Annotated in this window: 11 protein-coding genes; 6 read left to right on the top strand and 5 right to left on the bottom strand. The window is 66.9% G+C overall.

The window, feature by feature from the left end:
• Position 1 precedes the first annotated feature (1 nt).
• The 4 genes from CSW63_RS01705 to moaC are packed head-to-tail and all read left to right on the top strand — an operon-like array spanning position 2 to position 1,709.
• Positions 2-241 carry a MoaD/ThiS family protein gene (locus tag CSW63_RS01705; RefSeq protein ID WP_062097477.1) on the top strand — a complete coding sequence of 80 codons (240 nt, stop codon included), beginning with the start codon at positions 2-4 and terminating at the stop codon, positions 239-241.
• Positions 238-690, top strand: a complete 453-nt coding sequence (locus tag CSW63_RS01700; RefSeq protein WP_062097475.1) for a molybdenum cofactor biosynthesis protein MoaE — start codon at positions 238-240, stop codon at positions 688-690. The genes CSW63_RS01705 and CSW63_RS01700 overlap by 4 nt, the downstream gene beginning before the upstream one ends.
• Positions 691-1,242 carry a molybdenum cofactor biosynthesis protein B gene (moaB, locus tag CSW63_RS01695; protein ID WP_062097473.1) on the top strand — a complete coding sequence of 184 codons (552 nt, stop codon included), beginning with the start codon at positions 691-693 and terminating at the stop codon, positions 1,240-1,242.
• Positions 1,239-1,709 (top strand): cyclic pyranopterin monophosphate synthase MoaC, encoded by a 471-nt coding sequence (moaC, locus tag CSW63_RS01690; RefSeq protein ID WP_062097471.1) that lies wholly within the window; start codon positions 1,239-1,241, stop codon positions 1,707-1,709. The genes moaB and moaC overlap by 4 nt, the downstream gene beginning before the upstream one ends.
• A gap of 4 nt (positions 1,710-1,713) precedes the next feature.
• On the opposite strand, the gene CSW63_RS01685 is transcribed toward moaC, so the two are convergent.
• Together CSW63_RS01685 and mutS are read right to left on the bottom strand one after the other, a co-directional pair.
• Positions 1,714-4,536, bottom strand: a complete 2,823-nt coding sequence (locus CSW63_RS01685; protein WP_099502927.1) for a [protein-PII] uridylyltransferase — start codon at positions 4,534-4,536, stop codon at positions 1,714-1,716.
• Positions 4,537-4,556: 20 nt separating this feature from the next.
• A complete protein-coding gene (gene mutS, locus CSW63_RS01680; protein WP_062097467.1) occupies positions 4,557-7,262 on the bottom strand; it encodes a DNA mismatch repair protein MutS in 2,706 nt (901 codons plus the stop codon).
• 125 nt (positions 7,263-7,387) lie between these two features.
• Between mutS and CSW63_RS01675 the strand changes: the two genes are divergently transcribed.
• Positions 7,388-7,891 carry a TonB family protein gene (locus CSW63_RS01675; protein ID WP_062097465.1) on the top strand — a complete coding sequence of 168 codons (504 nt, stop codon included), beginning with the start codon at positions 7,388-7,390 and terminating at the stop codon, positions 7,889-7,891.
• Here the strand turns inward: CSW63_RS01675 and dnaJ are convergent.
• Positions 7,878-9,035, bottom strand: a complete 1,158-nt coding sequence (gene dnaJ / locus CSW63_RS01670) for a molecular chaperone DnaJ (protein WP_062097463.1) — start codon at positions 9,033-9,035, stop codon at positions 7,878-7,880. The genes CSW63_RS01675 and dnaJ overlap by 14 nt on opposite strands.
• A 162-nt stretch (positions 9,036-9,197) precedes the next feature.
• Positions 9,198-11,093 carry a molecular chaperone DnaK gene (gene dnaK / locus CSW63_RS01665; RefSeq protein WP_062097461.1) on the bottom strand — a complete coding sequence of 632 codons (1,896 nt, stop codon included), beginning with the start codon at positions 11,091-11,093 and terminating at the stop codon, positions 9,198-9,200.
• Between the two features lie 395 nt (positions 11,094-11,488).
• On the opposite strand from dnaK, the gene CSW63_RS01660 reads away from it, so the two are divergent.
• Entirely contained in the window at positions 11,489-12,109 is a 621-nt protein-coding gene (locus CSW63_RS01660) for an alpha-ketoglutarate-dependent dioxygenase AlkB (RefSeq protein ID WP_062097459.1), read from the top strand.
• 63 nt (positions 12,110-12,172) lie between these two features.
• Here CSW63_RS01660 and dnaA read toward each other — a convergent pair whose 3' ends face one another.
• On the bottom strand, positions 12,173-13,645 hold the full coding sequence (dnaA, locus tag CSW63_RS01655; protein WP_062097456.1) for a chromosomal replication initiator protein DnaA: 1,473 nt from the start codon (positions 13,643-13,645) through the stop codon (positions 12,173-12,175).
• Positions 13,646-13,668: the final 23 nt, after the last annotated feature.

The raw sequence follows: 13,668 nt of genomic DNA, 5'->3' as shown, positions 1-13,668 counted from the left end.
GGTGGCGCGCGTTCTCCTGTTCGGGCGCCTGGCCGACCAGGCCGGCTGGCGTCAGCGTGAAATCGACGCGCCAGATCTCGCGACTCTGCGCGCCAGCCTCGCCGGCGCCGATCCCGCCCTGGGAGAAGCGCTTGTCGCCGCCGGGGTCCAGGTCGCCGTCGACAAGACGATCGTCCGGGGCGACGTTGCTCTGGCCGCCGCCGCCGAGGTGGCGTTTCTGCCCCCGATGAGCGGCGGATGATCATCACCCTGACCGATCAGCCCTTCGAGCCGGGCGCGCTGGTCACCGCGTTTTGCGCGCACCGCGAGGAGACAGGAGCGGTGGCGACCTTCGTCGGTCTCGCCCGCGCCGAGAAGGGCGCGACCACCGCGCTCGAGCTTGAGGCCTATCCGGGCTTCACCGACAGCGCGATCTCGGCGATCGCGCAAGCTGCGGTCACGCGCTTCACCCTGCAGGACGTCCACATCGTGCACCGCGTGGGCCGTATTTCCCCGGGCGAGGCGATCGTCTTCGTGGCTACCGCCGCCGCCCATCGCCGCGAGGCCTTCGAGGCGTGTGACCACCTGATGGACTATCTGAAAAGCCGCGCGCCCTTCTGGAAGAAGGAGCACGGGCCCGACGGTCCCCGCTGGATCGAGCCGACCGCGCGCGATAGGACCGATGCGCAACGGTGGGATCAGGAGACCTGAATGTCCGAAGCGCTGAAGCCCGGCGGCGGGATTAAGCCCGACCTTCCCTTCACTCCGGTGCGCGTGGCCGTGCTGACCATTTCCGATACGCGCGACGAGGCCAGCGACACGTCGGGCCAGATTCTCATAGAACGCGTCAAGGCCGCCGGCCACGAGCTGGGCGGTCGCGCGGTCGTTCGCGACGACATCGATCAGATCCGCGCCCAGGTTCGATCATGGATCGACAGCCAGGGAGTCGACGCGATCGTGACCACCGGCGGGACCGGTCTGACAGGCCGCGATGTCACCGTCGAGGCGTTGGAGCCCCTTTTCGACAAGAAGATCGACGGCTTTTCGGTGGTCTTCCACCTGGTCAGCTACGCCTCGGTCGGCCTTTCGACCCTGCAGTCGCGGGCGACGGCGGGCTTGATCGACGGCGTCTTCGTCTTCTGCCTTCCCGGAAGCAACGGCGCTGTGAAGGACGGCTGGGACAAGGTCATTTCCGCCCAGTTGGACAGCCGTCACAAGCCCTGCAACATGGTCGAGCTGATGCCGAGGTTGTTGGAACGTTGAGCAAGCTCACGCACATGGACGACCAGGGGCGCGCCCGCATGGTCGACGTTTCCGAGAAACACGCGACCGTCCGCGAGGCCGTCGCGTCGGGCTTCGTGCGGATGAGCGCCGAAACCCTGGCGCTGGCGATATCTGGCTCGGGCCGCAAGGGCGACGTCCGCGCTGTGGCGGAACTGGCCGGCGTCATGGCCGCCAAGAAAACGTCCGATCTGATCCCGCTCTGCCACCCCCTGGCCCTCTCCAAAGTCGAGGTGGCGGTCGAACCCTCGGACGGCGGACTTCACGTCACCGCCCGGGTCAAGACCACCGGGCCAACAGGCGTGGAGATGGAGGCCCTGACGGCGGCCTCGGTCGCCTGCCTGACGATCTACGACATGCTCAAGGCCGCCGAGAAGGGCATGATCATCGAAGCCGTGCGTCTTCTGGAAAAGACCGGCGGAAAATCGGGCGACTGGAAAGCCGCTTAGGGCCCTATCGCGCCACGCTTGCTCGGGCGCGCCTGAGGCCTGGGCGCGCGGCTGGAGCGCCGGCTTCGTTCTGTTCCAGCGCCGCCAGAAGATCGGCCTTCAGCGCGTTCAGCTTTCGCGTGTCGGTGACTTTGCCGCCCTCGACCGTCTGAACGTAGAAGGCGTCGACCGCCCGCTCGCCATAGCCGTCGATATGGGCCGACTGAATGGAAAGGGCGCTGTCGGCCAGGGTCTTGGCCAAGGCGTGGAGCAGGCCGGGACGGTCGCGCCCCGAGGCTTCGACGACGGTGGCGTCGTTCGACGCCTCGTTATCGATGGTGACGGACGGGGCGATCGCGAAAGCCGCCGCGCGGGTCTGTTCCGAACCCCGGCGAGGCTCAACGGCAAGCGCGTCGCCCTTGCCCGCCGCCTCCAGAGCATCGGCCAGGCGTCGCAGGGCCCGAGGATTCTCGCAGCCGAACGGCGCCCCCGTGACGTCCTGGACGTAGAAGACGTCGAGGGCCTGACCCTGGCGAGAGGTGAACACGCGCGCGCCGACGACGTTGCCGCCCAGCGAGGAAATGGCCAAGGCCAGGTCGGAGAACAGGCCTCGGCGGTCCTTGGCCGCGACGACCACCTCGGCCGCGTTGCTGCCGGCTCGCACCTGGCCTTCGGCCGCAGCCCCTGCCTGAATGGCGGCGCGGCGAGCCAGCTCCGCATGATGGAACAGGTCGTCCTGCGAGAAAGCGCTGAAATAGGCGTTTTCCATCGCCGCCACCCAGCCCTTGGCGGCGGGATCGGTTTCCAGCAGAGCGGCCCGCGCGGCCTCGGCGGCGTTCTCCTGATGCCGCTGGACATTGGCGGCGGCGTCGCTGCCGCGCCCCCCGCGGAACACCGCCTCCGTCGCGTTGTAGAGCTCCCGCAGCAGCTGGCCCTTCCACCCGTTCCAGACGCCCGGCCCAACGGCCCGAATGTCGGCGACGGTGATGACCAGCAGCAGGCGCAAACGCTCCGGATTTTCGACGATCCGGGCGAAGGCGGCGACAGTGCCGGGATCGGACACATCCCGCTTCTGAGCGAAGTCGCTCATGACGAGGTGGTTCTCGACCAGCCAGGCCACCAGTTCGACCTTGCTACGTTCCAGGCCCAGCCGTTCGCACGCACTGCGGGCGCTGCGGGCCCCGGCCTTCTCCTGGCCGCCGACCCCGCCCTTGCCGGTATCGTGCAGCAGCATGGCCAGGAACAGCGACTCGCGGTCCTCGATCAGCGGCATGATCGAGACTGACAAGGGGTGGTCCTCGACAAGTTGCCCCGCCGCGATGTCGCCGATCACGCCCACCGCGCGCAGGGTGTGCTCGTCCACCGTGTACGAGTGGTACATGTTGAACTGCATCTGGGCGACGACCCGGCCAAACTCGGGGATGAACCGGCCCAGGACGCCGGCGTCGTTCATCAGGGTGAGGGTGCGGTAGCTGCGCTTGCCATGCGCCAACAGATGCAGAAAGGCCCGGCAGGCCTCGGGGTCGCGACGGACCTTCGAGGTGATCAGCGGCAGGCTACGGGTGACGGCGGTGAAGGCGTCGGGATGCAGATCAAGATCGCGTTCGTCGGCGATCTTGAACAGCCGGATGAGATTGACGGGATCGGCCTCGAAGATCTCGGGGCCCGCGATATTGAGACGGCCGCCGTCCTCATAGAAGCCCGCGACATCCAAAGCCTTGCGCTTGGGTCGCGCCCCCGGAAGGAAGCGTGAGATGCCCTTGGGCTCGTTCTTGAAGTGCTCGGCCTCCAGCTTGGCCGAGAAGGCGCGGGTCAGGGTCCCGACTTCCTTGGCGATCAGGAAGTAGCGGCGCATGAACCGCTCGACCGCAGGCGCGTCGCCGCGGTCGCCGTAGCCCATGCGCCGCGCGATCTCCGGCTGCAGATCAAAGGTCAGCCGCTCCTCGGGCCGCCCGGTAGTGAAGTGCAGGTGAGCGCGCACCGCGTGCAGAAAGTCGAAGGCGCGGATGAAGGCCTTGGTCTCGCGGGTCGAAAACACCTCCATCTTGAAGACGTCCTCGGGCCGATCGACCGGGTGCAGATACTCGGCGATCCACATCAGGGTGTGGAGGTCGCGCAGCCCCCCCTTCCCTTCCTTGACGTTGGGCTCGACCATGTAGCGGCTGGCGCCGGCGCGCGCTTGCCGGTCGTCGCGCTCCTTGAGCTTGGCGGCCACGAACTGGGCGCCGGTGTTTTTCATGACCTCGTCGCGGAAGCGCCGCTTGAGATCCTCAGCCAGGCGCTCGTCGCCTGTCAGGCGGCGAGCTTCCAGGATCGAGGTGCGGATCGTGAAGTCTTCCTTCGAAAGCCTCACGCACTCCTCGATGGTCCGCGAGGCATGGCCGACCTTGAAGCCCAGGTCCCATAGCGCATAGAGCATGTATTCGATCACACTCTCGGCGTGCGGCGTCTGCTTGTAGGGGCGCAGGAACAGAAGATCGATGTCGCTGAACGGCGCCAGGGTTCCCCGGCCATAGCCGCCAACGGCCAGCAGGCACAGGCGCTCGCCCTCGGTCGGGTTGCGGGCTCGGAAGACATGCACCGTCGTAAAGTCGTAGAGGGCGGTGATCACCTCGTCGGTGACGCCGCTGAGCAGGCGGCTGGTCTCGACGCCGCTGGCGCCGTTCTCCAGCCGCTCCTTGGCGATCATCCGGCCGCGAAACAGCGCCTGCTTGAGAATCTCGATGGCCCGGGCGCGCTGTTCGGACTCGTTGCCGATCGAATCCAAAGCAGCGGCCGAAAGCCTCGCCCTAAGGGCGTGACCGTCGACGACGTGTTCCAGGCGGGTGGGGCGAAGGCGACGGGGCATGCGGTTAATATGGTTATACCCTAGGCCCTGAGCAGACCCTTAAGACGATAAAGCGTCTCCAGGGCCTCGCGCGGACTCATGCCGTCAATGTCGAGGTCGGCCAACGAGGTCTCTACCGGGCTCGGCGCCGCTTTGGCGGGCGCCTGCGCCACCGCCTGACTCATGGCGAACAGGGGCAGGTCATCCAGCTTGGCCGGCGACTGGTCCTTGCTTTCGAGACGGTCCAGGACTTCACGGGCCCGAACCACGACCGGCGCCGGAACGCCGGCGAGCTTGGCCACCTGAACACCATAGGACCGATCGGCGGGCCCGGGCGCAGCCTCGTGCAGGAAGACCAGATCGCCGTTCCACTCCTTGGCGCGCAGGGAGAGATTGGAGACGAAGCTCATCCGCTCCTCCAGCGTCGCCAGCTCATGATAGTGGGTGGCGAACAAGGCGCGGCAACGGTTCACATCATGCAGAGCCTCGGCGCAGGCCCAGGCGATGGCCAGGCCATCATAGGTGGCCGTGCCGCGGCCGATCTCGTCGAGGATCACCAGGCTGCGCGGTCCCGCCTGGGTGAGGATCGCCGCAGTCTCGACCATTTCCATCATGAAGGTCGAACGACCCCGCGCCAGATCGTCCCCCGCGCCGACGCGGCTGAACAGACGATCCACCACGCCAAGCCGGAAGCTGGCGGCCGGAACGTAACAACCGGACTGGGCCAGGATGGCCAGCAGGGCGTTCTGGCGCAGGAAGGTCGACTTACCGGCCATGTTCGGGCCGGTGACGATCGAAAGACGCGCGCCGGTCTCGCCAGAGGCGTCGAGGCGGCAATCGTTGGGTGTGTAGGGCTCGCCCGCGCGTTTGACGGCGGCCTCTACGACGGGATGGCGCGCGGCCCTGGCGTCAAAGGCCAGGGACTTGTCGACGCTGGGGCGCACGGCGCCGGCATCCTCGGCCCACTCGGCCAGGCTGGAGGCGACGTCCAGGCGAGCCAAGGCTTCGGAGGCGATCTGGATGGCGTCGGCCAGCAAGCGGGCCTGTTCACGCCAATCCTCGAAGGCGGCGACCTCCATGGCCAGGGCCCGCTCGGCCGCCTGCGCGATGCGCGCGTCGAGATCGGCCAGCTCCACGGTGGTGAAGCGGACCTGATTGGCCAGCGTCTGGCGGTGGATGAAGGTGGCGTTCAGCGGCGGCTGGAACAGCGGATCGGCCTTGCCAGCCGTGGCCTCGACGAAATAGCCGAGAACCCCGTTGTGACGGATCTTCAGCGGCACGCCGCTTTCAAGAGCGAGCTGGGATTCCAGGGCGGCGATGACCTTGCGACTGTCGTCGCGAAGGCCGCGCGCCTGATCCAGTTCTGGCCGAACGCCTGGCGCGACGAAGCCGCCATCCCGAGCCAAGGCCGGCAGGTCGGGCCCGAGACCCTGTTCCAGCGTGGTGAGGAACTGCGACAAGCCCTCATGCAGCGACGGCGTCAAAGCCTCGAAGGCGTGCGCCAGTTCGAACGGCGGCGGCGACAGGGGGTCAGGCGTGCCGCCCGCCATGCCGGCCAGACGTTCGCCCACCTTCAACGTATCGCGGATACAGCCGAGATCCCGCGGCCCCCCGCGACCCAGGGCCAGACGCGAGAGCGCGCGCGCCATGTCGCCGGCGCCCTTGAGCACCTCGCGCAAGCGCTGACGGAGCTGACGATGCTCGACGAACCACTCGATCGCGTCCAGGCGCTGGTCGATGGCGGCGACATCCAGGAGCGGACGGGCCAACCGCGAAGCCAGGAGGCGCGCGCCACCGGCCGTCACCGTACGGTCGATGGCCGCCAGCAACGAGCCGTTACGGTCGCCGCTCTGGGTGCGGTCGATTTCGAGGCTGGAGCGTGTGGCTGGATCGATAGCCATGACATCGGCGTCGGCCGCGCGGCGCGGCGCACGCAGCGCCGGCAAGCGACCTGCCTGAGTCATTTCCAGGTGCGCGGCGATCAGGCCCAAGGCGCCGATCTCGGCCGGCGACAGGCCGCCAAAGCCGTCCAGAGTCTCGACGCCATAGAGGCGTTTCACCCGGGTCTCGGAGGCCTGGGGCTCGGAGAGGGCCGACGGCATCGGCTGCACCAGCCCGCCGCAGATCTTCAGGGTCTGGGAGAGGCTGTCATCAGACAGCAGGCGGTCGGCGACCAGGGTCTCTGACGGGGCCAGGGCGGCGAGGATCGGCGCAACGCCTTCCTTGGCCACAGCGAAGACCTCGACCTCGCCGGTGGAGAGCTCCACCGACGCCACGGCGGCTTGGCCGGCGCGCAGGGCCACGGCGGCCAGGCGGTTGGCGCCCCGGGCGTCGAGAAGACCGTCCTCGGTGAGCGTGCCCGGCGTCACGACCCGGACGATGTCGCGGCGAACCACCGCCTTGGAGCCGCGCTTCTTGGCCTCGGCCGGGTCTTCCATCTGCTCGCAGACGGCGACCTTGAAGCCCAGGCGGATCAGCTTGGAAAGATAGGCCTCGGCCGCATGCTGCGGCACGCCCGCCATCGGGATCGGCTGGCCGTTGTGCGTCCCGCGAAAGGTCTGGCTGATCCCCAGCGCGGCGGCGGCCTTGTAGGCGTCGTCGAAGAACAGCTCGTAGAAGTCGCCCATTCGGAAGAAGATCAGCGCGTCGGGCTGACGCGCCTTCATCTCGAAGAACTGCGCCATCACCGGCGTCGCGCCGGTGGGGTCGATCTCGTGGGCAGGGGTCGGCGTGGCGTGAGCGTTCATCGCCCAGGAAACTACAGAGCGTCGCGGGCGCCGTTAAGGGGCGGCGTTAAGGAATTCAGGGAACGGTGGGCGGTCATCGCGGAAGAGCGCTTGACGACCCGTCGCCCAGAGGTTGAGTTGACATCATGAGCGCCACACATCAATCGCTTCCGCCCCGACCGGCCGTCATGGGCGCTTACAAGCCGGATTGGTTGGAGATCCCTTCGGGCGACGATATGGCGGCGTTCTATCCCGCTCGCGCTGCTCGTCGTGAAATCTCGGGCAAGGTGACCATGGTGTGCACGGTGAAGGCCGACGGGCGCCTTTCTGACTGCCGCATCGCCGCTGAAGCCCCCAAGGGAGAAGGGTTCGGGCAGGCTGCTCTACGCTTGGCGCCAAAATTTCGGATGATTCCTCCGGACGATCTTCGCTCGAGCGCCGGTGAAGTGACGATCCCTCTCGTCTTCCAAGTCCCCGAAGGACGGTCGTCGACGAAACTCGCGCCCGGTGACGCCAAGCTGCTCATCTTCGGCGGCGGCGGCGTGGCGGCCGTGTCAGCGTGGTTGCTCGTCGTGATGATCTGGGGCTTGGGCCGCTTCCACAAAAGCGCGGCCCAACAAGCGGAAAGACGACGCCCTAGCTCCCCGTGACCTCTTCCCAGAAGCGCTTGGCCTTGCCGACGAAGTTGGCGGACTTGGGGTTCTGCTTCTCGCCGCACAGACCGGCCAGCTCGCGCATCAGTTCCTTCTGGCGCGCGGAGAGGTGGGTCGGGGTTTCGACGAACAGCTCGACGACCAGATCGCCGCGCTGACGGCTGCGCAGCGACGGCATGCCCTTGCCCTTGAGGCGGACGGTCTTGCCGGTCTGGGCGCCTTCCGGCACCTGGACCATGACCTTGCACTGGCCGTCGCAGGACTCGCCGCCCAGAAGGCAGGGCGCCTCGATCTCCCCGCCGAGGGCCGCCGTGGTCATCGGCACCGGCACGGTGCAGAGCAGATCCAGACCGTCACGCTCGAACAGTTCGTGCGGGGCGACCGACAGGAAAATGTAAAGGTCGCCACGCGGGCCGCCACGCGCGCCCGCATCGCCTTCGCCGGCCAGACGGATCCGGGCGCCGTCGTCGACGCCGGCCGGGATACGGACTGACAGGATGCGCTCGCGACGCACCTGGCCGTGGCCATGGCAGTTTGAGCAGGGATCCAGCACCAGACGGCCCGAGCCGCCGCAGCGCGGGCAACCGCGCTCGACCGCGAAGAAGCCTTGCGTCGCCCGAACACGGCCAGCGCCGCCACAGGTGCCGCAAACGGTCGGGCTGGTGCCGGGCTTGGCGCCGGAACCCTCGCAGACCTCGCAGGTCATGGCGGCCGGCACCTTGATCTCAACCTCGGCGCCCGCATAGGCCTGCTCGAGGGTGATCTCCAGGTCGTAGCGCAGATCCTGGCCCCGCTGAGGACCGTTCGACTGGCGACGGCCGCCGCCGAACATCTCGCCGAAAACGTCGCCAAAGACGTCGTTGAAAATGTCGCTGGCGTCGAAACCCTGGCCGCCAAACCCGCCGGGACCGCCCTGCGGTCCGTTGACGCCGGCATGACCGAAGCGGTCATAGGCCGCGCGCTTCTGCGGGTCGGAGAGGACCGAATAGGCCTCGTTGATTTCCTTGAACCGCCCGGCCGCGTTCTCGCAGCCACCGTTACGGTCCGGGTGGTGTTCCATCGCCAGCTTGCGGAACGCGGACTTCAGACCAGCTTCGTCGATGGTCCGGGTCACGCCGAGAATTTCGTAATAGTCGCGCATGGTCAGCGTCTGGCGCCCAAAAGGCCCACGAAAGTGGCGTTTACAGGAGGAGAAGTGGGATAGCCCCCGGGCCGGCGCAAGGCGCACATGGCCCGGGAGACAGAAGGTCGCGGCCGCGGAACGATCCTAGAGCGAATGTTCCACGGCGCGCACATGGCGTACTTAAGCCGCCGGCTTGTTGTCGTCGACTTCCTCGAACTCGGCGTCGACGACGCCGTCGTCGGCCTTGGCGTCACCGCCCTCGGCCGAGCCCTGCTGGGCCTGGTACATGGCCTCGCCCAGCTTCATCGAGGCCTGGATCAGGGCCTGGGTCTTGGCCTGGATGGCCTCGACGTCCTCGCCTTCCAGGGCGGTCTTCAGCTCGGCGATGCCGGTTTCGATTGCGGTCTTTTCAGCCGCGCCGACCTTGTCACCGTGCTCGGCCAGAGCCTTTTCGGTCGAGTGCAGGATCGCCTCGCCCTGGTTCTTGGCCTCGACCAGCTGCTTCTTCTTCTCGTCCGCAGCCTTGTTGGCCTCGGCTTCCTTGACCATGCGCTCGATGTCGCTGTCCGAGAGGCCGCCGTTGGCCTGGATGCGGATCGAGTGCTCCTTGTTGGTCGCCTTGTCCTTGGCGTGCACCTGGACGATGCCGTTGGCGTCGATGTCGAAAGTGACCTCGATCTGCGGCACGCCGCGCGGCGCCGGCGGAATGCCGACCAGATCGAACTGGCCCAGCATCTTATTGTCCTGAGCCATCGGGCGTTCGCCCTGGAACACGCGGATCGTCACGGCCGACTGGTTGTCGTCAGCGGTCGAGAAGGTCTGCGAGCGCTTGGTCGGGATGGTGGTGTTGCGCTCGATCAGCGGGGTGAACACGCCGCCCAGGGTTTCGATGCCCAGGGTCAGCGGGGTGACGTCCAGCAGCAGCACGTCCTTGACGTCGCCTTGCAGCACGCCGGCCTGGACGGCCGCGCCCAGCGCCACGACTTCATCGGGGTTCACGCCCTTGTGCGGCTCGCGACCGAAGAAGTCCTGCACCGCCTGCTGGACCTTGGGCATGCGGCTCATGCCGCCGACCAGGATCACTTCGTCGATGTCGCTCTTCTTCAGGCCAGCGTCCTTGAGGGCCTGTTCGCACGGACCGATGGTGCGGGCGATCAGGTCGTCGACCAGGGCTTCCAGCTTGGCGCGCGACAGTTTGATGTTCAGGTGCAGCGGGCCAGACGCGTTCATGCTGATGAACGGCAGGTTCACTTCGTACTGAGCCGTGCTCGACAGCTCCTTCTTGGCCTTTTCCGCTTCTTCGCGCAGGCGCTGCAGGGCCAGCTTATCCTTGCGCAGGTCGACGCCCTGCTCCTTCTTGAACTCGTCGGCCAGGTAGTCGACGATCCGAAGGTCGAAGTCCTCACCGCCCAGGAAGGTGTCGCCGTTGGTCGACTTCACCTCGAAGACACCGTCGCCGATTTCCAGGATCGACACGTCGAAGGTGCCGCCGCCCAGGTCGTAGACGGCGATCTTCTTGTTGTTGTCCTTGTCCAGGCCATAGGCCAGGGCCGCAGCGGTCGGCTCGTTGATGATCCGCAGGACTTCCAGGCCCGCGATCTTGCCGGCGTCCTTGGTGGCCTGACGCTGGGCGTCGTTAAAGTAGGCCGGAACCGTGATGACCGCCTTGGTCACCGGCTCGCCGAGGTGGGCCTCGGCGGCTTCCTTCATCTTCTGAAGGATGAACGCCGAGACTTCCTGCGGGCTGTAGTCCTTGCCGTGAGCCTTGACCCAGGCGTCGCCGGTCGGGCCCTTGACGATCTCGTAGGGCACCATGCCCTTGTCCTTCTCGACCACCGGATCGCTGGCGGTGCGGCCAATCAGGCGCTTGATCGCGAACAGCGTGTTGGTCGGGTTGGTGACGGCCTGGCGCTTGGCGGGCTGGCCGATCAGGCGCTCGCCGTCCTCGAGGAAGGCGACAACCGACGGAGTCGTGCGAGCGCCCTCGGCGTTCTCGATCACCTTCGGGTTCTTGCCGTCCATGATGGCGACGCACGAGTTCGTGGTGCCAAGGTCGATACCGATAATCTTGCTCATCTTCGTACCTGTCGCTCCTTTAGGCGGACGGCGGTGACAAGGGCCTTCTCAGAAGCGCCCCGGTTTTTCTCGCTCCGTCCCCAGTGGCTTCGCACTCTCTACGGTTCAAGTTCCGCCCTCCGCGCCGCCGACGAAAATCGAACGGGCGGAATGCGTTGTGCGAAGTTGACGAGCCCGTCAACCCCGCTTCGCAGCCGGATATGGGGGATGGGCGCCGTCACGCAAGACCATAACCCCTCGTAGGAAGGGGGAATCTGGGATTCAGGTCCAGAAATCGGTCACGATCGGCATCGGCGGGGCCGACCTCTCCTTGCGGGAAAGGCGGTGATGCATGATCGCCTCCCTTGTGAAACAATTGCAGGATCCGCCAGTTCGCCACGGCGCCCGAGTTGTCCATGACGTTAAAGGCCCTCGCCGTCTTGCCTGGCTTCGACATCTGGCCGGGCCTTCTCGATGTTTCGGCGCAGGCCGCCCTCACCGAGGCGGTTTTCGCCGCCGCGAGAGCCGCCCCTTTTTCGAACTACGAGACCGCCTACGGAAAGCCGATGAGCGTGAGCATGACCGCGTTCGGGCCGCTGGGCTGGATCAGTGACAGGCGCGGGTATCGTTATGTCGACCGTCAACCCGGCTCGGCCGCGCCATGGCCCGAAATGCCCCCGATGCTGCGCGACCTCTGGAGCCAGTTGGGCGATGCGGAGACCTCGCCGGACTCTTGCCTGATCAATCTCTACCGCGATGGCGCGCGCATGGGCATGCACCAGGATCGCGACGAGACAGATCCCCGGTTTCCAGTGCTGTCGATCTCACTGGGCGATACGGCCCTGTTTCGGATCGGCGGCGTCAATCGGAAGGATCCGACGCGTAGTCTGCGCTTGGCCTCCGGCGATGTCTGCCGCCTATCCGGGCCAGCGCGTCTAGCGTTCCACGGTGTCGACAGGATCGTGCCCGGCTCGTCGGGCCTGGTTCCTGGCGGCGGCCGGATCAATCTGACCCTGCGCAGGGCGCTGCCAGCTTGAAATTGAAAAGGGCCGCCCTGCCTTTAGAGCGGCCCTCTTCAAGAGCTTCACATCCGATGGGCCTCAGCCCCGCAGCTTGCGCGTCAGGGTCTCAAGATCATGGCTCAGGGCGCTGTCCTCGGCGCGCAGGGCCTCGATACGGCGCACGGCATGCAGGACGGTGGTGTGATCACGACCGCCGAAGCGGCGGCCGATGTCGGGCAGCGACCGCGTGGTCAGCTGCTTGGCCAGCCACATGGCGGCCTGACGCGGACGAGCCACGGCGCGGTTGCGGCGCTCGCTGAGCAGGTCGGCCTGCTTCATGCCGTAATGCTCGGCGGTGGCTTTCTGAATGTCGTCGATGGTGATGCGCTTCTCACCCGACCGCAGGTGCGGGCGCAGAATGGCCTGAACCTCGTCAAGGGTCATGCGCGACAGCCCTTCGCCGGCGCGGGCCGACAAGGTGTTCAGCGCGCCTTCCAGCTCGCGGACGCTGTCGGTGAAACGGTCGGCGAGGAACTGCATGACCTCGGCGCGCATGGTCGGCTCGAAGCCGTGCGCAGTCGACAGGGTCTGGATCTTGCGCTCCAGGATGCCCAGGCGAAGGTTGCGATCGGCGGGCTCGAGGCCGCACACCAGGCCCGCCGACAGATGGGAACGCAGATGGGCGTCCATCTCGGTCATGGCCGACGGCGGGCGATCGGCGGAGAACACGACGCGGCCACCCTCTCCAACCAGCGCGGTCAGGGTGTGAAACAGCTCTTCCTGCGTCGACTGCTTACCCGCGATGAAATGGACGTCGTCGATGATCAGAAGGTCAGCGGCGCGCAGCTCTTCCTTGAAAGCCGCCGTCTGGCGATCCATCACGGCGCGAACGAAGGTCGACAGGAAGCGCTCGGCGGTCAGGTAGACCACGCGCTTTTCCGGCGCATTGCGCATGGCTTCCCAGGCCAGGGCGTTCAGCAGGTGGGTCTTGCCGAAGCCGTAGGGGCCGTGGAACAGCACGGGATTGAAGTGGCCATCCGCCCAATTGGCGATCCGTCGCGCCACCGCGTGGGCGAATTCGTTGGCGGGACCGGGGACGAAGGTCTCGAAGGTGAAGCGTTCCTGCAGACCCTGGGTGCGCGGCGACTTGGCGCTGGGCGTGACGACGGCGGGCGCATCCGTGGAGACAGGCAGAACGATTTCGATCGGCTCGGCGGTGACGGCTTTGGGGGCGGCTTCGACATAGGCGCCAGCGGACGCCTCGAATTCCAGGCGCGACTTCAGATCGATGCGACGACCGGTCGCATCAAGAGTCGCCCAGAGTTCGCCGATACGACGCCACGCGCTGCGGCGGATCCAGTCGCGGGCGATGCCCGTCGGCGTCACCAGGACCACGTCGCCGGTCGCGGCCTCGCGCAGCATGGCTGGCGCGATCCACGACCCGAAGGCCGCATCACCCAGCTCGCGCTTCAAAGCCACGCAAACCTTCGACCAGACGTTCGCCGCCGGCTCGCAAGCCGTCGCGATCGCCGCCGAGAAGTCCTGGCTGGCCACCCCGCCCTTCATGGTCATTCGTCCACCGCCTTGCACAAAAA

This window comes from Caulobacter sp. FWC26 (assembly GCF_002742645.2).
Lineage (GTDB): Bacteria > Pseudomonadota > Alphaproteobacteria > Caulobacterales > Caulobacteraceae > Caulobacter.
This window is presented reverse-complemented; position numbering and strand designations above follow the sequence as displayed.

Coding starts and splice junctions, on each gene's coding strand:
- CSW63_RS01700 (WP_062097475.1), top strand. CDS start 238: ATGATCATCACCCTGACCGATCAGCCCTTCGAGCCGGGCGCGCTGGTC.
- moaB (WP_062097473.1), top strand. CDS start 691: ATGTCCGAAGCGCTGAAGCCCGGCGGCGGGATTAAGCCCGACCTTCCC.
- CSW63_RS01685 (WP_099502927.1), bottom strand. CDS start 4,536: ATGCCCCGTCGCCTTCGCCCCACCCGCCTGGAACACGTCGTCGACGGT.
- mutS (WP_062097467.1), bottom strand. CDS start 7,262: ATGAACGCTCACGCCACGCCGACCCCTGCCCACGAGATCGACCCCACC.
- CSW63_RS01675 (WP_062097465.1), top strand. CDS start 7,388: ATGAGCGCCACACATCAATCGCTTCCGCCCCGACCGGCCGTCATGGGC.
- dnaJ (WP_062097463.1), bottom strand. CDS start 9,035: ATGCGCGACTATTACGAAATTCTCGGCGTGACCCGGACCATCGACGAA.
- dnaK (WP_062097461.1), bottom strand. CDS start 11,093: ATGAGCAAGATTATCGGTATCGACCTTGGCACCACGAACTCGTGCGTC.
- CSW63_RS01660 (WP_062097459.1), top strand. CDS start 11,489: ATGACGTTAAAGGCCCTCGCCGTCTTGCCTGGCTTCGACATCTGGCCG.
- dnaA (WP_062097456.1), bottom strand. CDS start 13,645: ATGACCATGAAGGGCGGGGTGGCCAGCCAGGACTTCTCGGCGGCGATC.